The sequence below is a fragment of the Georgenia halophila genome, assembly GCF_039541595.1.
This window is the reverse complement of record NZ_BAABGN010000006.1, coordinates 78,341-97,564: the sequence shown is the minus strand read 5'-3', so window position 1 is coordinate 97,564 and position 19,224 is coordinate 78,341. Positions and strand designations below refer to the sequence as shown.

General features: G+C 70.1%; 16 protein-coding genes. 12 read left to right on the top strand and 4 right to left on the bottom strand.

The genetic code is table 11. The features are described 5' to 3' along the window. Positions 1-21 precede the first annotated feature (21 nt). The 4 genes from ABD907_RS07625 (at position 22) to ABD907_RS07610 (ending at position 6,026) form a co-directional block, all read left to right on the top strand. Positions 22-1,005 (top strand): ABC transporter permease, encoded by a 984-nt coding sequence (locus ABD907_RS07625; protein ID WP_345215649.1) that lies wholly within the window; start codon positions 22-24, stop codon positions 1,003-1,005. A gap of 1 nt (position 1,006) precedes the next feature. After that, positions 1,007-1,984: an ABC transporter permease gene (locus tag ABD907_RS07620; protein ID WP_345215648.1), complete on the top strand. Its 978-nt coding sequence runs from the start codon at positions 1,007-1,009 to the stop codon at positions 1,982-1,984. Between the two features lie 5 nt (positions 1,985-1,989). Continuing rightward, positions 1,990-4,110, top strand: a complete 2,121-nt coding sequence (locus ABD907_RS07615) for an ABC transporter ATP-binding protein (protein ID WP_345215732.1) — start codon at positions 1,990-1,992, stop codon at positions 4,108-4,110. Positions 4,111-4,310: 200 nt separating this feature from the next. After that, positions 4,311-6,026 carry an ABC transporter family substrate-binding protein gene (locus tag ABD907_RS07610; RefSeq protein WP_345215647.1) on the top strand — a complete coding sequence of 572 codons (1,716 nt, stop codon included), beginning with the start codon at positions 4,311-4,313 and terminating at the stop codon, positions 6,024-6,026. 257 nt (positions 6,027-6,283) lie between these two features. On the opposite strand, the gene ABD907_RS07605 is transcribed toward ABD907_RS07610, so the two are convergent. Next, a complete protein-coding gene (locus tag ABD907_RS07605) occupies positions 6,284-6,868 on the bottom strand; it encodes a PH domain-containing protein (protein WP_345215646.1) in 585 nt (194 codons plus the stop codon). A 254-nt stretch (positions 6,869-7,122) separates the two neighbouring features. Here ABD907_RS07605 and typA point away from each other — a divergent pair, with 254 nt between their 5' ends. From typA to ABD907_RS07580, 5 genes are all read left to right on the top strand, one after another. Then, positions 7,123-9,054, top strand: a complete 1,932-nt coding sequence (typA, locus tag ABD907_RS07600) for a translational GTPase TypA (RefSeq protein WP_345215645.1) — start codon at positions 7,123-7,125, stop codon at positions 9,052-9,054. A 159-nt stretch (positions 9,055-9,213) separates the two neighbouring features. Next, a complete protein-coding gene (locus ABD907_RS07595) occupies positions 9,214-10,323 on the top strand; it encodes a PIG-L family deacetylase (protein ID WP_345215644.1) in 1,110 nt (369 codons plus the stop codon). Next, entirely contained in the window at positions 10,320-10,832 is a 513-nt protein-coding gene (locus ABD907_RS07590; RefSeq protein WP_345215643.1) for a hypothetical protein, read from the top strand. Before ABD907_RS07595 ends, ABD907_RS07590 begins: the two co-directional genes overlap by 4 nt. Then, a complete protein-coding gene (locus ABD907_RS07585; protein WP_345215642.1) occupies positions 10,829-11,332 on the top strand; it encodes a flavin reductase family protein in 504 nt (167 codons plus the stop codon). The genes ABD907_RS07590 and ABD907_RS07585 overlap by 4 nt, the downstream gene beginning before the upstream one ends. Positions 11,333-11,464: 132 nt before the next feature. Beyond that, positions 11,465-13,570, top strand: coding sequence for a VanW family protein (locus tag ABD907_RS07580; RefSeq protein WP_345215641.1), 2,106 nt, complete (start codon positions 11,465-11,467; stop codon positions 13,568-13,570). Here ABD907_RS07580 and ABD907_RS07575 read toward each other — a convergent pair. Next, positions 13,474-13,806, bottom strand: a complete 333-nt coding sequence (locus tag ABD907_RS07575) for a hypothetical protein (RefSeq protein ID WP_345215640.1) — start codon at positions 13,804-13,806, stop codon at positions 13,474-13,476. The two genes, ABD907_RS07580 and ABD907_RS07575, sit on opposite strands and share 97 nt — an antisense overlap. Positions 13,807-13,915: 109 nt before the next feature. On the opposite strand from ABD907_RS07575, the gene fdxA reads away from it, so the two are divergent. From fdxA to ABD907_RS07560, 3 genes are all read left to right on the top strand, one after another. After that, a complete protein-coding gene (gene fdxA, locus ABD907_RS07570; RefSeq protein WP_345215639.1) occupies positions 13,916-14,233 on the top strand; it encodes a ferredoxin in 318 nt (105 codons plus the stop codon). A 1-nt stretch (position 14,234) separates the two neighbouring features. Next, positions 14,235-15,371: a succinyldiaminopimelate transaminase gene (gene dapC, locus ABD907_RS07565; protein WP_345215638.1), complete on the top strand. Its 1,137-nt coding sequence runs from the start codon at positions 14,235-14,237 to the stop codon at positions 15,369-15,371. Positions 15,372-15,541: 170 nt separating this feature from the next. Continuing rightward, positions 15,542-16,864 carry a citrate synthase gene (locus ABD907_RS07560; protein ID WP_345215637.1) on the top strand — a complete coding sequence of 441 codons (1,323 nt, stop codon included), beginning with the start codon at positions 15,542-15,544 and terminating at the stop codon, positions 16,862-16,864. 202 nt (positions 16,865-17,066) lie between these two features. On the opposite strand, the gene ABD907_RS07555 is transcribed toward ABD907_RS07560, so the two are convergent. Next, a complete protein-coding gene (locus ABD907_RS07555; RefSeq protein ID WP_345215636.1) occupies positions 17,067-17,846 on the bottom strand; it encodes a hypothetical protein in 780 nt (259 codons plus the stop codon). A gap of 440 nt (positions 17,847-18,286) precedes the next feature. Next, positions 18,287-19,222: a hypothetical protein gene (locus ABD907_RS07550; protein ID WP_345215635.1), complete on the bottom strand. Its 936-nt coding sequence runs from the start codon at positions 19,220-19,222 to the stop codon at positions 18,287-18,289. Positions 19,223-19,224 lie beyond the last annotated feature (2 nt).

The window sequence follows — 19,224 nt, the reverse complement described above, 5'->3', positions numbered from 1 at the left end:
GTCCGTCACGAAGGCGTGAATATGCTGCTGTTCATCTCACGCAGGTTTCTCAACTACCTGATCCTGCTCTTCATCGCAGTCTCGCTCGTGTACCTCCTCGCAGCCACCCAGCTGGACCCGCGCTCGCTCTACGAGCATCGCAACCCCCCGCTGGACCCGCAGGCGATCGAGAACGCGCTCCGGTCGTACAACCTCAGCGACGAGGTGCCGGTGCTGGAGCGCTACTGGATCTGGCTGACCAACGTCCTGACCGACTGGAACTGGGGCCGTGCCCCGTTCGGCGAGAGCGTCAACGAGCAGATCGGGACGCGCGTGTGGGTCTCGCTCCGGCTGGTGACGCTCGGCTCCGTCATCGGGATCCTGGTGGGCGTCGCGCTTGGGGCCTGGACGGCCGTTCGGCAGTACCGCGCGAGCGACCGGATCACCACGCTGATCTCCCTGATCCTCATCTCGACGCCGATCATCGTGGTCGCCGTGGTGCTGCAGATTCTCGCGATCCGGGCCAACAACGCCCTGGGGTACACGTTCTTGGAGTTCGTCGGCGAGGCAGGTCAGGTCGGTGACTACCCGGGCGCCTGGCTGGCCGACCGCCTCCAGCACCTGTTCCTACCCACGCTGACCTTGGCGCTGAACGGGCTCGCCTTCTACAGCCGCATCCAGCGCAACCTCATGCTCGACACCCTCGGCAACGACTACGTGCGCACCGCACGCGCGAAGGGGTTGCGCGAGGGCGTGGCGCTGCGCCGGCACGCGCTGCGCACGGCGCTCATCCCGACCGGCACTTACTTCGCGTTCACCATGGCTCAGCTGGTCCTCGGAGCCACGTTCGTCGAGCTCGTCTTCAGCTGGCACGGCATGGGCATCTACGGGGTCGAGGCCATTCAGCAGATGGACATCCATGGCACCGTGGCGTTCGCTGCGTTCGCGGGCGTGTGCGTCCTGGTGGGGGCGACGCTCTCGGACATCCTGGTCGCCGCCCTCGATCCGCGAGTGAGAGTGAGCTGACATGGCCACGACCAACACCGGTCTCGGCGGCGACGCCAGCGTGCCGGGGGAGAGGGTCCATACCGGGCCGGAAGGGCCCGACCAGGACGAAGGCCAACGACCGGGCGAGGCCAAGAGGCTCTCGCGCGGTCGCATCGTCGCGCGTCGGTTCGCCCGGAACAAGACCGCCCTCGCGGGGCTCGTCGGCTACGCCCTCCTGGTGCTCGTCGCGCTGGTCGGGCCGCTGCTGCTGCCGTGGGGCTACAAGGACATCGACCAGGAGGCGTTCCTCAGGCCACCGAGCGACTCCCACCCCCTCGGGACGACCCAGGCCGGCAAGGACGTGTTGGCCCTGACCATCGAGGGTCTGCGCAAATCCATGATGATCGGCCTCGGCGTCGCGGTGCTGCAGACCGTCGTGGCCGCGACCATCGGCTCCTTCGCCGCCTACTTCGGCCGGTGGTTCGAGCGGATCGCCCTCTGGGTGATCGACCTGCTCCTAGTCGTGCCCGCGTTCCTGTTCATCGCGATCATCATGACCCAGTCCGGCGGCGGCGGAAGCTCCGTGCCGAGGCTGATCTTCCTCCTGGTCCTGTTCGGCTGGATGCTCTCCGCCCGCGTGGTGCGCTCCATGACGCTCGGGATCAAGAACCTGGAGTACGTCACCGCGGCGCGTTACATGGGCGTCCGGGCACCGGTGATCGTGTTCCGGCACATCATCCCGAACATCTCGTCGCTGCTGATCATCGACGCCACTCTCGCGGTCGCCTCCGCGGTGCTCGGCGAGACGTCGCTGTCCTTTTTCGGGTTCGGGGTCCAGGCACCGGAGACCTCCCTCGGCACGCTGATCGCCGAGGGGCAGAGCGTGGCGTCCACGTACCCGTGGATCTTCCTCGCGCCGGCCACCGCGCTCACTCTCATGCTCGTGTTCATCAACTTCGTCGGCGACGGCCTGCGTGACGCCCTCGACCCCTCGTCCAAGTCCGGAGGCACCGCGTGAACTTCCTGGCAAGGCCCCGGAGCCAGAGCGAACCGACACCGAACCTCACCCCCCGGGGGCCCGACGAGCCGGTGCTCGACGTCGAGGACCTCGACGTCAGCTTCCCGTCGGAGGACGGGGTCGTCCACGCCGTGCGCGGTGTCAGCTTCTCGGTCCGCGAGGGCGAGGTCCTGGCCGTCGTCGGGGAGTCCGGCTCCGGCAAGTCGGTGACGTCGATGGCCATCATGGGGCTGCTGCCGGAGAACGCCCGGGTGACCGGATCCGTTGAGCTGCACGGCGAGCAGATGCTCGGGCGTTCCGACGCCTACATGTCCAAGATCCGCGGCAACCAGATGGGCATGATCTTCCAGGATCCCCTGTCGGCGCTCACGCCCGTGTACACCGTGGGCGGCCAGATCGTCGAGGCGCTCCAGACCCATCGGGGCATGGGCGAGCGGGCCGCTCGCGAGCGCGCGGTGGAGCTGCTCGACCTCGTCGGCATCCCCAGCCCGAAGGTGCGTGCCCGGTCCTTCCCCCACGAGTTCTCCGGTGGCATGCGGCAACGGGCGATGATCGCGATGGCGATCGCGAACGATCCGGACCTCATCATCGCCGACGAGCCCACCACCGCCCTGGACGTGACGATCCAGGCGCAGATCCTCGAGGTGCTGAAGACGGCGCAGCGGGAGACGGGCGCCGCCGTCGTCATGATCACCCACGACCTCGGGGTCGTGGCGGGCGTGGCCGACCGTGTCGCCGTCATGTATGCCGGCCGGGTCGTGGAGGAGGGCGACGTCGACGACATCTACTGCCGCTCGACGATGCCGTACACGATCGGCCTGCTCGGCTCGCTACCCAGGCCGGACGAGGAGGAGAAGAGCGCGCTCGCCCCCGTGGAAGGCAACCCTCCGTCGCTGCTCGACCTCCCGCCAGGCTGCCCGTTCAACCCGCGCTGCCCGATGGCGGTCGACACCTGCCTCGAGGTTGAACCGGCGCTGACGCCGACCCGCGGCGCACAGCACACGGCCGCCTGCCACCGCTCGGGCGAGATTGCCCAGGGGGACCTGGACTACCGGGACATCTATCCCGTCCCGCGGGTCATCGAGCCGGACCTCACCCGCCGTCCACGTGAGCAGCGGGAAGAGGTGCTGCAGATCACGGATCTCAAGCGGCACTTTCCCCTGACTAAGGGCGCCGTGTTCCGCCGTCGTATCGGCACCGTCCAGGCCGTCGACGGCATCAGCCTCGACGTCCGGGCCGGTGAGACGCTCGCGCTGGTGGGGGAGTCCGGGTCGGGCAAGACGACGACGCTGCTGGAGGTGCTCGACCTCAAGGCGCCGCAGGAGGGGAAGATCGTCGTGCTCGGCAACGATGTGGGAGACATCAAGAAGGGGGCGGAACGGCGCGAGCTCCGCAGAGACCTGCAGGTCGTCTTCCAGGACCCGATGGCCTCGCTCGACCCCCGCATGCCGGTCTTCGACATCATCGCCGAGCCGATGACGGCCAACCGCGTACCCAAGGACAAGATCGAGAGCCGAGTCCGCGAGCTTCTCCGGCTGGTGGGGTTGGAGTCCTCGCACGCCAACAGGTACCCGCAGCACTTCTCGGGCGGCCAACGCCAGCGCATCGCCATCGCACGCGCCCTCGCGCTGGAACCGAAGCTCCTGGTTCTCGACGAGCCCGTCAGTGCCCTCGACGTCTCTATCCAGGCGGGCGTCATCAATCTGCTGGACGAGCTGCGCGCCAAGCTCGGCCTGTCCTACCTGTTCGTGGCCCACGACCTGTCGGTGGTGCGCCACATCGCGGACCGGGTGGCCGTGATGTACCTCGGCAGGATCGTCGAGGTGGGCGAGGTGGACCGGGTGTTCGAGTACCCCACGCACCCCTACACCCAGGCCCTGCTCTCCGCGATCCCGATCCCGGACCCGGAGAAGGAACGCCGGCGCGAGCGGATCATCCTGCGTGGCGACCTGCCGTCGCCCGCGGATCCACCGTCGGGCTGCCGGTTCCGTACCCGCTGCCAGAAGTTCCTCACGCTCTCCGACGACGAGCGCGAGCTGTGCATCAACGACGACCCCGCGCTGCGCCGGACGGCCGAGGACCAACGGTCCGCGTGCCACTACGCCGAGGCGGTCGAGGTCTTCTGAAGCGGTTCTGCCGCGCGGTTTCGCTGGTGTCACCGCGTGGTCTCAATTGGGTCACAAACAGGCCTGTCAGGGGCTCGGCGTGCCGGACCTCACAGCCACGCATGGTTCAGTAAATGTCATGTGACGTGTCGCAGCCCTGTCTGCGCCCTGGCGGAACGATCCGCGCACGTCTGTCCGTAGATCGACGGAGGGTTCACACAGTGCGCACGAAGAAGGGTGCCGCGATTCTCGCGGCCAGCGCCGCCATGGCGCTCGCGCTTGGCGCGTGCGGTCCCGGTGGAGACGGCGGCGGCAACGATGACAGCGGGGAGGGAGACGGCTCCTCCGGCGGCGGCAGTGGCGCGATCGAGGTGAACGCCCACCCCCGTGAAGATCTCCAAGACGGCGGGACCCTGCGACTCGCGGGCGGCGAGGCATTGCCCTCGCAGTGGAACCCACTGCACGTCAACGGCAACCAGGCCGATTGGACGGACATCCGCGACCTCATGTCGGTCCGGCCCTGGAACTACGACGCGAAGGGCCTCCCGACTCCGAACGAGAGCTTCCTCGAGGACTTCAACGAGGAGATCGTCGACGGCCAGCACGTCATCACGCTGACGTTGAACCCGGATGCCGTCTGGAACACCGGCGACCCGATCACGTGGGAGGACTACCAGGCGACGCTGACCGTCTGCGACGGGTCCAACCAAGACATCAGCTGCGTCCAGACAGGCCCGTACGAGCAGATCGAGTCGGTCGACCAGGGCGAGGATGAGTTCCAGGTCGTCATCACCTTCAAGAGCACCTTCCCCGACTGGGAGTCGCTGCTGGACGACATCGTCCCGGCCGAGTCGGTCGCGGACACGACGACGTTCGAGGAAGGCTGGCTGGAGTACAACGCGGACTACTTCACCGGCCCGTTCAAGATCGAGGAGATCAACCAGGCGCAGCAGATCATCACGTTGGTGCCCAACAGCGACATCTGGTGGGGCCCGGAGCCGATGCTCGACGAGGTCCAGTTCCACATGATCCCGGCCGAGGCGGTCGCGCAGGCGTTCCAGAACGGTGAGATCGACGCGTTCGAGGTCGGCCCGAACCCGAACAACTACCAAGTCGCCTCGAAGGTGGCGAACGCCGACATCCGGCAGGCGAACGGTCCCGACTGGCGCCATATCACCTTCAACTCGAAGGCCGGCCTGATCCAGGAGCTCGACGTTCGTCAGGCGATCGTCAAGGGCCTCAACCGCGAGGCGATCGCGGCCTCCGACCTCGCCGGTCTGCCCGAGGAGTTCATCGTCGCGCTTGGCAACCACGTCTTCGTGAACGGGCAGGAGGGCTACCAGGACAACACCGGTGAGTTCGCGTACGACCCCGAGGCCGCGAGGAAGCAGCTCGAGGAGGCCGGGTGGGTCCTCAACGAGGAGACGGGCATCCGTGAGCGCGACGGTGAGCCGCTGCAGGTCAGCTTCAGCGTCCTCACCGGCATCGCGGTGTCGGAGAACGAGGGCCAGCTGGTTCAGCAGCAGCTCGGCGAGATCGGCATCGACGTCCAGCTCAAGCAGCAGGACACCGCAACGTGGGGCCAGGCCCTGTCGAACGGTGACTTCCAGATGATCGCCTTCTCCTGGATCGGGACGCCGTACCCGATGTACGGCATCTCCCAGATCTACGGCAACCCGGAGACCAACGACTCCAACTACGCCAATCTCAACAATCCGGAGCTCAACGAGCTCATCGCCCAGATCGACGTCGAGACCGACGAAGAGAAGCGGATCGAGATGGCCAACCAGGCCGACCAGATGATCTGGGAAGAGGTGCACACGCTGCCCCTCTACCAGCGCCCGGAGATCTACGCGACGGACAACAACCTCGCCAACTACGGCGCGGAGGGCTTCAGCACCACGCGCCCGGAGAACTGGGGCTTCGTGGCGGAGTGATCCCCGCAAACCCTGGACGGTGATCGCCGTCCGGACTGACGGAGGGCCGGTGGACGATCCACCGGCCCTTCGTCGTGCCGGGCGCGGTTGGTCTCGGGGTCGGGGGCGCCGTCGTGAGGCCCGCCCGGTGCGTTCCCGGTTGTGGTTGGACTTTGGCAGGGATGGCCTTCGGATCTCGCGCCGCAGAGCCGCGGGATCGATGGCCCGGCCGTGCCCGGGCGCCCAGTACACGGCCTCCGTGAGCGCGCCCGTCGCGGTCAGCCGAACAGGGTGACGGTCAGGACGGCGAGGGCGACGGCGGCGAGCACGACGGCGACGGAACGGGTGTTGAGCGTCGCCCGGACCTGTTCGGGGTCCGGACCCGAACCGGCGCCCGCGAGCAGGCGGGTCTCGATGACCCGGCCGATCTGCTCGGAGTCCGCGGAGACGGTCCGCTCGGCGCCGTCGGGAAGCTCCAGCAGACTCGACGACGGCTGCTGGTCCTGATTCCCGCTCTTGCGGTACCGGCTCCGTGCGGGCACCGCCCACGACGAGTACCGCTTGCGCTTCGTGTGCAGCCGCAGGCCCCACCTGGTGTCCACCGACTCCAGCGCCGACCACGGCACCCGCACCGTTCGCCACACGTTGGCGAGCGTCACTCCCTCGTCGTCCACCCGGACGTGAGGCTGCCAGAACACCGCCCACGCCAGGGCGGCTGCGGCGAGCGGCACCCCGCCGTACGCGGCCAGCTCCGCGAGGCCGCCGTTCATCCCCATCGTCACCAGCACGACGGCGCACGCCACCCATGAGACGACGGCGAGCGCCTTGCTGGAGCCGGCGCGCACGGTGATCGTCGATCGCATGTCTCTCATCATCGCGCGCCTGCCGCGTCCAGGTGTCACGCACCGGGCCCGCGCCACGGTCACCAGCGATGACACGTCACGTTCACACCGAGATGTCACCCTCTCGGTGAGACCTCACTCACGCCGTCGGCTGTTGGCGGCCATCCACCGGTAGGATGGAGCCTTGGCGCCCGTCTCGGGCGCCCCTCAGCCGGCCGACGCCCCCATTGGCGGGCAACGACCTGGCCCCCATCCGGAAAGAGAGTCACCACCGCATGCCTGTGCGCTCCGACCTGCGCAACGTCGCCATCGTCGCCCACGTGGATCATGGCAAGACCACCCTCGTGGACGCGATGCTGTGGCAGACCGGCACCTTCGGCGGTCACCAGACCGTCGAGAACACCGGCGAGCGCATCATGGATTCCGGCGACCTCGAGCGCGAGAAGGGCATCACCATTCTCGCGAAGAACACCGCCATCCACTACTCCGGTCCCGCGGCACGGGCTGCCGGGGCGGCCAACGACAGCGTCGTCATCAACGTGATCGACACTCCCGGCCACGCCGACTTCGGCGGCGAGGTCGAGCGCGGGCTGAGCATGGTCGACGGCGTCGTCCTGCTCGTCGACGCCTCCGAGGGGCCGTTGCCGCAGACCCGGTTCGTGCTGCGCAAGGCCCTCGCGGCCAAGCTGCCGGTCGTGCTCGTCGTCAACAAGGTCGACCGTCCGGACTCACGCATCTCCGAGGTCGTCTCCGAGTCCCAGGACCTCCTGCTCTCGCTGGCCTCGGACCTGGCCGAAGAGGTCGACGACCTCGACCTGGACACCATCCTCGACGTGCCGGTCGTCTACGCCTCCGCGAAGGCCGGCCGGGCCAGCACCGTTCAGCCCGCCGACGGCGAGCTGCCGGAGAACGAGGACCTCGAGCCGCTCTTCGCCACCCTCCTCGACTCCGTGCCGGCGCCGGCGTACGAGGAGGGCGCGCCCCTGCAGGCGCACGTGACCAACCTCGACGCCTCACCGTTCCTGGGCCGCCTCGCGCTGCTGAGGATCCGCGCCGGAGAGCTGCGCAAGGGCCAGAACGTGCTCTGGGCACGTGCCGACGGCACGTCCCGCACGGTGCGGGTCTCCGAGCTCCTGCGCACCGAGGGTCTGGACCGGGTGCCGGCCGATCGTGCGTTCGCCGGCGACATCGTCGCCGTCGCGGGCATCGAGGACATCACCATCGGTGAGTCCCTCGTCGACCCCGACGACCCCCGCCCGCTGCCGCTCATCACCGTGGACGAGCCCGCGATCTCGATGACCGTCGGCATCAACACCTCCCCGCTCGCCGGGCGCGTCAAGGGCGCGAAGGTCACGGCTCGGCAGGTCAAGGATCGCCTCGACCGCGAGCTCATCGGCAACGTCTCCCTTCGAGTCCTGCCCACCGAGCGACCCGATGCGTGGGAGGTCCAGGGCCGCGGTGAGCTGGCTTTGGCGATCCTCGTCGAGCAGATGCGCCGCGAGGGCTTCGAGCTGACCGTCGGCAAGCCGCAGGTCGTCACCCGCGAGATCGACGGGGCGGTCCACGAGCCGATGGAGCGCATGACCATCGACGTGCCCGAGGAGTACCTCGGTACCGTGACCCAGCTCATGGCCGGCCGCAAGGGCCGCATGGAGACCATGGCGAACCACGGCACCGGCTGGGTCCGCATGGAGTTCATGGTGCCCGCTCGCGGCCTCATCGGGTTCCGCACCCGGTTCCTCACGGAGACCCGCGGCACGGGCATCGCCTTCTCGTTCTCGGACGGCTTCGAGCGCTGGCACGGGCCGATCGAGATGCGGAGCAGCGGATCGCTCGTCGCCGACCGGGCCGGCGCCGTGACTCCGTTCGCGATGATCAACCTGCAGGAGCGTGGGTCGTTCTTCGTCGAGCCGACCTCCGAGGTGTACGAGGGTCAAGTCGTCGGGGAGAACTCCCGCAACGAGGACATGGACGTCAACATCACCAAGGAGAAGAAGCTGACGAACATGCGCTCCTCGACCGCGGACTCGTTCGAGAACCTCGTCCCGCCGCGGCGCCTGACGCTCGAGGAGTCGCTCGAGTTCGCCGCCGAGGACGAGTGCGTCGAGGTCACCCCGGAGGCTGTGCGCATCCGCAAGGTCGTCCTCAACACCCAGGACCGGTACCGCTCGGCCGCTCGCGCCAAGCGCGCCGCCGCCAACGCTTGACCCCCGCCACGGACGAGGCGCTCGCCCGAGGTCGTTGCCGCAGCAACGGCCACGGAGGCCGGCGGCCACGATCGGCTGGCGTCCGTCGTCGGGCGTGCCTCCGGACGACGACGCGTCGGCTCGTGTGCTGATCGTCGCGACTCGGGCCATGATGGGGGTGTGACGGATCCGCACGCGATCTCACGGGCGCCCCTCGCGACGAGCGGGCTGCTCGGGGTCTTCGCACACCCTGACGACGAGACGCTCGGCGCCGGAGGCCTCCTCGCGGCCGCCGCGGCGGCGGGAGTCGCGGTCGACGTCGTCACCGCCACCCGCGGCGAGCGGGGTGAGGTCATCCCGCCCGAGCTGGCTCATCTCGCGGGCGACCCGCAGTCGCTGGCGCACGAGCGGGAGCACGAGGTCGCCCGTGCCCTGGAAGCGCTCGGGGTCAGCGCCCACCGGTTCCTCGACACCGAGCCCGGCCTCGCCGCCAGGCGCCCCGCCCGGTTCACCGACTCCGGCATGGCCTGGGTGCGTCCCGGCGTCGCCGGGCCCGGGAGCGAGTCCCAGGGAGACGCCTTCACGGCGGTCCCGGTCGACGTCGCGGCCCGGCTGCTCGCCGCGATCATTCGGCGGGCGCGTCCTCAGGTCATCGTCACCGAGGAGCCCGACGGCGGATACGGGCACCCGGACCACGTCCACGTTCACCAGGTCACCATGCGCGCCGTCGAGCTCGCCGCCGACGCCCGGCCCGTCGAGGACGACGACGACCCGCTCACCGACCTCGCCCCTTGGTTCGTCCCCGTGGTCGGCTGGATCGTGGAACCGGAGGACCGGTATCGGGCGGCGTTGCGTTGGCTCGAGACGATGGTCGACCACGATCCCCAGTTCGGCGCTCGCGGCGACGTCCTGGGCACCGCGTCCCCGGACCGCGAGCTGCCCTCTCTCGTGGCCCCGGACCACCTCGTGGACCTGACGATCGACGTCAAGCCCGTGATGGCCCCCGTCCTCGCGGCATTGCGTGCACACCGCACGCAGGTGCAGTCGGTACGCACCCTCGACCGCTCACGGCCCGAGAACCGCGGTCTGCCGGTGTGCGGCTGGCTGGCCGTCAGCAACGGGGTCCTGCTGCCCTGGCTCGGCACGGCCAGCCTCCGGCTCGCGCCCGGACGCGACCTCGTCATCGAGCTGACCGACCCGCGCACCGTCGACGGCCTCACCCGTGACCGGCTCGCCGGCACCCAGGGCATCGACCGGCTGGCCGCCTTCCTCGGGGGATCGATCGCATGACCGCCTACGACACGAGCGCCCCGAACGCGGGTGGCCCGAGCACGGGTGGCGAGAGCACGGGCAACGCCTACACCGGCTCTCCCGGCACGGCCGGTGGCCGCCGACCCGACACCGGCGCGACGACGTCGGGAGGGAGCGTCGTGCCGACGGTCTCCGCCGTCGTCGTCGGCGTGCTGGTGGGGCTGGCCGGCACGTTCGTGCACCGGTTGTCGCACGAGGCCCTGCCGGAGGGGCTGGCCGGCGCCCTCGTGCTGGTCGTGCTCGGGGGGGTCTTCGCGCGCGCCGCCGCGGACCGTGTCGGTGTCCTGCTCTACGCGCTGGCGGCGCTCCTGACAGCCCTGGCGCTGACCTACCTGTCGCCGAACCAGGACGTCCTGGTCACGAACGACCTGGCGAGCCGTCTGTGGCTGCTCGGTCTGCCGATCGCCGGACTGATCGCCGCCGCGACCCCGAGCGTGTGGTACTCCGACCACCCGCGCCGGCCGAACGCCGCGCAGGCCGGCCGTTGATCGGCGCGACGGACCCCGACCTCGTCGACCGGTTCCGTTCGACGATGGCGCGCCTGCCGGGCGGAATCACGGTCGTGGCTCTCCGGCACGGTCGCCTGGACGTCGCGATGACGGCGACGGCGGTCGCGTCCGTGTCGCTTCGCCCACCGATGGTGCTGTTCTGCGTGCATTCGGACGCCCGGGTACGCGACTCCCTCGACGAGGTGGACACGTGGGCAGTCAGCATCCTCGACGCCGGCGGGACGCTCGCCGCCGAGCGGCTGGCCGAGCCCGGGCGGCCCGCGTTCGGGCAGCTCCTCGGCATCGATCACCACCGTGGCGCGCGCACCGGCGCCGCCCTGATGGACGCCGCCCAGGGATGGCTGGAGTGCCGGACATCGTGGATCAAGACCGCCGGTGACCACGACGTCGTGGTCGGCGAGGTGCTCGACGCGTGGACCGGTTCCACGGGCACCGGCGGCCTCGTCCACCACCTCGGGCGTGTCCGACCCCTGACCTGATCAGTCACGACTCGGGCGGACCGCGTAACGATGTGGTGACGGTGGCGGTGGTCACCGTATGTCCGAGCAGTGCCTTGACTACCATGCACAGGGACCCGTTCTGGGTCCCGGGGGAAAAAGAGGAAGCGCTGAGTGACTGACGACCGCACGCCCGGAGAAGAGCCGGACACCGCGACGCCGGAGACGGGCGACCCCGCAGCGGGCACCGGTATGTCGGACCTGGACACCGTCCTCGACCGACGCCAGCGCGGTCTGGAAGAGCCACCGCCACCGCCGCCGGCCTCCGACGGCAACGGCCGCGCAGTCCCCTCCGGTGACCGGGGCGGACAGACCCCGCACGACGGTGCCGACGATGGCGCTGCCCAGCACGAGGCGGAGCGAGACGTGACCACAGACCCCGACGCGACCGCCGTCGTCCCCGCGGTCGGCGACGAGCCGCACTGGAGCGATCCGGCGAGCGATCCGGCGACCACCGCAGCGGCCTCGCCGTTCGCGGGTTTCGAGGAGGAGAAGCCGCGTCGCGGCCGCCGGCGGGCGCTGATCGCCCTCGTGGTCCTCATCGTCCTCGCCGCCGCGTACGGGGGCGCAGCGATGTTCCTGGGCGAGCGGGTACCCAACGGCACCACGGTCGCGGGCGTGCCGGTCGGTGGCATGACGCACGACGCCGCCCGCGAGCGGCTGGAGCAGGAGCTCGGCCCGGTGGCCGCCGAGCAGGTTCCCGTCGCGGTCGGTGAAGAGGTGGCGGGCATCGATCCCGGCGAGACCGGGATGACCTTCGACGCCGAGGCGACGGTCGACGACCTCGTCGGCTTCACGCTCGACCCTCAGGCGCTGTGGGGGCATCTCTTCGGCCTCGGCGCGGTCGAGCCGGCGACCACGGTCGACGAGCCGGCGCTCCGCGAGGCTCTGCAGGGCGTCGCCGACGAGCTCGACGTCGCTCCGGTCCAGGGTGCCATCGCGTTCTCCGGCACCACGATCGACGTGACGCAGCCGGAGCCCGGCACCGCCGTCGACGTCGACGCCGCCGTCGAGGCCGTCGAGGAGGGTTGGCTCACCGAGGAGCGGCCGCTCCAGCTCCCCACCGAGGAGGTGGCGCCGGAGATCGGCGCCGATGCGGTCGAGGAGGCGCGCACGTCGCTCGCTGAACCGCTGGTGTCTGCGCCGGTCACCGTCAAGGTAGGCGACAAGCTTGCCGAGCTGAGCCCCGAGCAGCTTGCCACCCACGCCACGTTCGTCGCCGAAGGCTCCTCGCTGGAGCTGCAGCTCGACGGTGAAGGACTGGCCGACACGGTCGTCGAGGTCAATCCCGAGATCGAGGTCACGGGTGAGGACGCACAGATCATCCTCGGCAACGACGGACCCGAGATCGTGCCGTCCACGACCGGCAAGGGTCTGGACCCGGAGCAGCTCGCCGAGTCCGTGCTGGCCGCCGGCACGTCCGGTGAACGGACCGCCGAGGTGGAGCTGGTCGCGTCCGAGCCGGACTTCACGACCGAGGACGCCGAGGCGCTCGGCGTGGACGAGGTGATCTCCGAGTTCTCCACACCCATGCCGTACAACCCTGTGCGCACCGAGAACCTTCAGGTGGGTGCCGCCAAGGCCAGCGGCACGCTGCTCAGGCCCGGTGAGGAGTTCTCCCTGCTGAAGGCCATCGGGCCCATCACGGCGTCGAACGGATACGTCTCCTCCGGCGTCGTCGAGGACGGGTTCGTCTCCGAGGCCCTCGGCGGAGGCCTCTCCCAGCTGTCGACCACGTTGTACAACGTCGGCTACCTCGCCGGTATGGACGACGTCGCCCACACGCCGCACAGCCGCTGGTTCGACCGGTACCCGATGGGTCGCGAGGCGACGCTGTGGGAGCCGAGCACCGACATGATCTGGCGGAACAACACGGACTACGGTGTGCTCGTTCAAGCCTGGGTGACCGACGACCGCGTGCACGCGCGGCTGTGGGGCACCGACGTGTGGGATGTGGAGTCCCGAACCTCGGACCCCTACAACATCGTCCAGCCGGAGACCGTGTACAACCCCTCCGACCAGTGCGAGCCGGAGTCCGGCGGGCAGAACGGGTTCACGGTGACCGTCACGCGGCAGCGCTTCCGCGACGGCAGCCTCTTCGACGAGGAGACCTGGACCTGGACCTACTCGCCGTGGAACCACGTCGTCTGCGGGGCCCCGCCCTCCGACCGCTCGTCCGGCGACGGGTCTTCCGGGGACTCCTCGGGCGGCGGGGACTGACGACGCGACGACGGGCCTCGCCGCGCCGGAGGCGGCGGAACCCGTTTCCCGGTCAGCATGGTGCCGGCCGCGACGGGCACGTCACCGCGGCGGGTACGGACCACGACCCCGTCGGCGCCGACCTCGACCAGATAGCCCAGCGCGTCGTGCAGCCCGTCCTCGGCGCGGTAGCGCACGACGATGCGCTCACCGGGACGCCACTCGTTCCACGGCGGGGGAGGATGTGGTGAGCTCACACACCCATCGTGCCCGGTCAGGGCCGCGCGGTCGTGCTGAGGCGCGCGTCTGCGTGATACTAGATGGACGGCGTCCGGGGCGCCGTGCAGCGACGGAAAGGAAGTTCTCGTGACTTACGTCATCGCCCAGCCGTGTGTGGACGTCAAGGATCTGGCGTGCATCGACGAATGCCCCGTCGACTGCATCTACGAGGGCAAGCGGATGCTCTACATCCACCCTGACGAGTGCGTCGACTGCGGTGCGTGCGAGCCGGTGTGCCCGGTCGAGGCCATCTACTACGAGGACGACACCCCCACCGTCTGGGCCGACTACTACAAGGCCAACGTCGAGTTCTTCGACGACGTCGGCTCGCCCGGTGGCGCGGCCAAGATGGGCATGATCGACAAGGACCACCCGATCGTCGCGGCCCTGCCCCCGCAGGCCTGACGTGCCGCTCCACGGGGCGGCGCTGCCCGACTTTCCCTGGGACTCGCTCGCCCCCGCCAAGGCGCGGGCGCGGGCGCATCCCGGCGGGATCGTGGACCTGTCCGTCGGGACGCCGGTCGATCCCACTCCAGCGGTCGCGCGGGATGCGCTGGTCGCCTCGGCCGACGCACCCGGATACCCCGAGACGATCGGCACGCCCGCGCTGCGCTCCGCCGTCGTCGACTGGTTCGCGCGCCGGCGAGGCGTGCACGACCTCGACGCCACGGGCGTGCTGCCCACCATCGGCTCGAAGGAGACGGTGGCGCTGCTGCCCGCGCTGCTCGGCCTCGGGCCGGGCGACACGGTCCTGCACCCCCGGACCGCGTACCCGACCTACGACGTCGGGGCTCGCCTGGCGGGGGCCGAGCCCGTCCCGGTCGACGCCGATCCTTCGGCATGGCCCGACGCACGCCTGATCTGGTTGAACTCGCCGGCCAACCCCGACGGGCACGTCCTCGGCGTCGACCAGCTCGCCGCCGTCGCGGCATGGGCCCGCGAGCGGGGCGCCGTCGTTGCCGCCGACGAGTGCTACGCCGAGCTCGGCTGGATCGAGCCCTGGTCCTCCGACGGCGTGCCGAGCCTGCTCGACCCACGGGTCACGGGCGGTGACCACACCGGTCTGCTGGTGCTGTACTCGTTGTCCAAGCAGTCCAACATGGCCGGGTACCGGGCAGCGCTGATCGCCGGCGACCCGGCGCTGGTCGCGCCGTTGCGCGAGGTGCGCCGGCACGCCGGCATGATCATGCCGGCTCCGGTCCAGGCTGCGATGGCCGCGACCCTGTCGGACGACGAGCACGTCGCGCAGCAGAAGGACCGCTACCGCGCCCGGCGCGAGGCGCTGCTGGGCGCGCTCGAGCCCGCCGGTCTCGAGCGGGACCCGGAGTCCGTCGCGGGCCTGTATCTCTGGCTAGGGTCGGGCGGGCGGCAGGCGTCGTCGTGGGAGATCGTCGACGCACTGGCCGGCAGGGGCATCCTCGTCGCGCCGGGCAGCTTCTACGGCGCGGCCGGCCACGACCGGGTCAGGATGGCGCTCACGGCCACGGATGAGCGGGTGGACGAGGCGGTGCGCCGCCTGACGGAGGGCGGCCCGCTCTTCTGACGCGGACCGCGCGACGATCCGCCGGGGAGCGGTCTGCGCCGGTGGTCGGCGCCGTCGGGGCTGGGTTCTTCTTTGCTCCGCCGATGGCTTATGTTGGTAGCCGGATCGCGCGTGATGTCGGCGACCCAGGCAGCGTGGCGCAGCAGGCGTCGATCGAGGAGGAACCACACATGTCGCAGACGGAAGTCACCCCGGCGACGGCCGAGAAGGCCGCCCCGGCGACGTTCGAGGTGGACGGGAAGACCGTCCAGTTCGACCGCGTGCCCGCTGCCCAGGGCAACGACGGCGTCAACATCTCCTCGCTGCTGAAGGAGACCGGCCTCGTCACCCTCGACACCGGCTTCATGAACACGGCGTCGACCACCTCGGCCATCACCTACATCGACGGCGGCGCCGGCATCCTGCGCTACCGGGGCTATCCCATCGATCAGCTCGCGAAGCAGTCGGACTTCCTCGAGACCGCCTACCTCCTCATCTACGGCGAGCTGCCGGACAGCGACACGCTGGAGGCGGTGAACCGTCGGATCAAGCGGCACACGATCCTCCACGAGGACTTCAAGGCGTTCTTCACCGCCTTCCCGGCCAACGGCCACCCGATGGCGATCCTCCAGGCGGGCATCGCGGCGCTGGCGACGTACTACCAGCACACGCTCGACCCGCACGACGAGTACCAGCGCGAGCTGTCCACCGTGCTGCTCATGGCGAAGGTGCCGACGATGATCGCGGCCATCGCCAAGCGCTCCACGGGTCTCCCGCTGCTCTACCCGGATGCCTCGAAGGGGTACGTCGAGGACTTCATCCGCATGACGTTCGGCCTGCCCTACGAGCGGCACGACATCGACCCGGCCGTCGTCAAGGCCCTCGACATGCTGCTGATCCTGCACGCGGACCACGAGCAGAACTGCTCGACGGCGACGGTGCGCATGGTGGGCTCCGCGCACGCCAACATCTACGCCTCCGTGGCTGCCGGCGTCGGCGCTCTCTCCGGGCCGTTGCACGGCGGTGCGAACGAGGCCGTCCTGTCGATGCTCACGCAGATCCAGCAGGACGGCGGTGACGCCTCCGAGTTCATGCGCAAGGTCAAGAACAAGGAGGGCGGGGTCCGGCTCATGGGATTCGGCCACCGGGTCTACAAGAACTACGACCCGCGCGCCGCGATCGTGAAGGACGCCGCGCACGACGTCCTGCAGAAGCTCGGCAAGAACGACGAGCTCCTTGAGATCGCCATGGGCCTCGAGGACATCGCGCTCAACGACGACTACTTCATCGAGCGCAAGCTCTACCCGAACGTCGACTTCTACACGGGCCTGATCTACAAGGCCATGGGCTTCCCGACGCAGATGTTCACGCCCCTGTTCGCGATGGGCCGCCTGCCGGGCTGGATCGCCCAGTACCGTGAGATGATCGCGGACCCGACCACGAAGATCGGCCGTCCGCGCCAGGTCTACACGGGCGAGGTCGAGCGGGCCTACGTGCCCGTCGACGAGCGCTGACGACTTCTCGCCTAGAGCGGCAACCTGCGCCGGCCTCTCGCCGAGAGCGGAGACCTGCGCCGGCCTCTCGCCGAGAGCGGAGACCTGCGCCGGCCTCTCGCCGAGAGCGGAGACCTGCGCCAGTAGCGGACGCTTGAACGTCCGCTATCGGTCCAAGCTTCCGCTCTCGGCGTCAGCGGCGGCGTCGGCGCCTGGGTCAGCATCACTGTCGACGCGGTCGTGGCGCGCCGAGGAGATCCGGGACCGGGGCGAGCGTGCCGCGGAGCCTGGGTGGGAAGGCCGAGGCCAGGCGTCGGACCACCGCCTGCTCGTCCGAGAGGTCCGCGGTGCCGAACCGGCGGAATACGTCGCCACGCTCGCGGATCAGATCCTCGCGAGGCTTCTCGTCGGCCAGCGCCCGGGTGCCGCGGTCGCCCCCGTACTTCACCAGACCGTCGAACTCGGCGTGCACCAACCTCGTGACGTTGCCTTCCTCGAACTTCCACGTCAGGTCCGTGAAGAACGTCCTGTCACCGACGTCGATCCGGAACTGGGCGACCGGAGGCGGGTAGCCGTGTGCTGTGACTGTCCATCGGAGGACGGACTCCGAGGGCGACTCGGCGTACGGATCGGCGTGCGTGATCACGGCCCGTGCACGACGCACCCCGCGGCATCCCCTGAGCGCCTCGAGTCGTGAGAGCAGCCGACGCCGGACCGCCGTGACCCGCGCATCCGATGAGACGCGGTTCCACTTGTCCGGTGCCGCGAGGATCCGGATCCCGGAGTCGACGACGACCGTGGCGTCGCGTGGGTGCAGGAAGCGGGCGCAGTCGACGAGTGTGCGTTCGAGCGAGGTGACCCGCAGGCCCGCGACCTCTGTGATGTCCTGCTCGGTTACCGGGAAGCGATGTCGTCTGAGGTCCTTCGAGCGCGAGCGGTCCGCGGTGGACCGTTGGGCGACGTCGGAGCCGGGCCGCAGCCGCCAGATGCGGCAGCCGTGCAACAGGGCCGCTGTGGTGAGGCAGAAGACATGCGGTGACCGCAGCTGCCTGTCGAGCGCATGGCAACGAGCGATCTCCGTTCGTCTGCGAGTCTCCCACCAGGGTTCGTCGGCGAGAGGTGGTGCGGTCCAAGCTCCAGGTCGGAGCTGCACGATGTCGCCGGCGCGACGCGCGGAACGGATCGAGCCGCTTCCGTAGTCGCGTGTCAGGAAGAGGCTCGGGGCGGGTGGTGAGGGCTCGGCGTGATCCGACATGGAAGGACGATGCGTCGTGGGGGAGTCGTCGTGGACGCGCGGAGACGCCTGCCGTGGACGCGATGGCCGCCCGTGCAGACCTGTGGATGTGCTGACCGCCGCCGAGAGCGGAAACCTGCGCCAGTAGCGGACGCTTGAACGTCCGCTATCGGTGCAGGTTTCCGCTCTCGGCGGCTGGCGGAGATCCGTCAGGCGATGACGACGGCGCCCGGTCCCGCTGCGGCGGCAGCCTCGGCGACGGCGGCCGGCAGCTCGGCGTCCGCGAGCGGCACCCAGGCGGCGTCGCCGTCGCCGCGGATCCAGGCCTCACTGTCCGTGACGACCGTGCTGATCCCCGTCGCCCCTGCCGTCGCGACCGCCCACTGCGCGACCGCCCAGCCGCGCCGCTCCGGCGCCGCGTCCCGGCCCGCCGGCAGCGTCGTCGCGTCCACCACCAGCAGCTCGCCACGCTCCTGGAAGCCGATCTCGACGAAGTCCCGAACGAGCCGGTCCCGGACCGCTCCCAGAGCGCCGGGCGCCGAGGCCGTGCCGGACGCTTCCCCACCCTCGGCGGGGTCCAGCTCGCACACCAGCGCGCTCGAGGAGTAGCCGGTCAGCGCCGAGGCGAAGGCACGCCCGCGGTTCTCGTGCTGGGCGTACGCGTCCGGGAACGCGGAACGCTGGACATCCTGCGCAGCCTCGGTCACCGGCCGGTCCTCCCACCCCTGGACGGTGACGAGGACGTCGTAGAAGGCGTTGGTCGAGTAGATCGGGTCCATGATCTCGGCGACCGTGCCCCAGCCCTGCGAGGGACGCTGCTGGAAGAGGCCGACGGAGTCGCGGTCGCCGTAGTCGATGTTACGCAGCCGGGACTCCTGCATCGCCGTCGCGATCGCCACCGTCACGGCGTGCGCGGGCAGCTCACGGCGCATGGCGACGGCAGCCATCAGCGCCGCGTTGTCCGCCTGCTCCGCGTCGAGCACCATCACGTCCTCGCCGATCGGCGCGACGCAGGAGTTCGACGGCGGATCCTCGCCACCCAGGACCTGCAGCGCCACCACGACCGCGCCCACGGCGAGCCCGAGGACGACCAGCGCGACCAGCAGGCCGCTCAGGCAGCCGCGGCGACGAGCGCGGCCGCTCACGG

Bases quoted from the DNA above. Each gene is read 5' to 3' on its own strand.
- ABD907_RS07625 (WP_345215649.1), top strand. From the start codon at position 22: ATGCTGCTGTTCATCTCACGCAGGTTTCTCAACTACCTGATCCTGCTC.
- ABD907_RS07620 (WP_345215648.1), top strand. From the start codon at position 1,007: ATGGCCACGACCAACACCGGTCTCGGCGGCGACGCCAGCGTGCCGGGG.
- ABD907_RS07605 (WP_345215646.1), bottom strand. From the start codon at position 6,868: ATGCGATCGACGATCACCGTGCGCGCCGGCTCCAGCAAGGCGCTCGCC.
- typA (WP_345215645.1), top strand. From the start codon at position 7,123: ATGCCTGTGCGCTCCGACCTGCGCAACGTCGCCATCGTCGCCCACGTG.
- ABD907_RS07590 (WP_345215643.1), top strand. From the start codon at position 10,320: ATGACCGCCTACGACACGAGCGCCCCGAACGCGGGTGGCCCGAGCACG.
- ABD907_RS07560 (WP_345215637.1), top strand. From the start codon at position 15,542: ATGTCGCAGACGGAAGTCACCCCGGCGACGGCCGAGAAGGCCGCCCCG.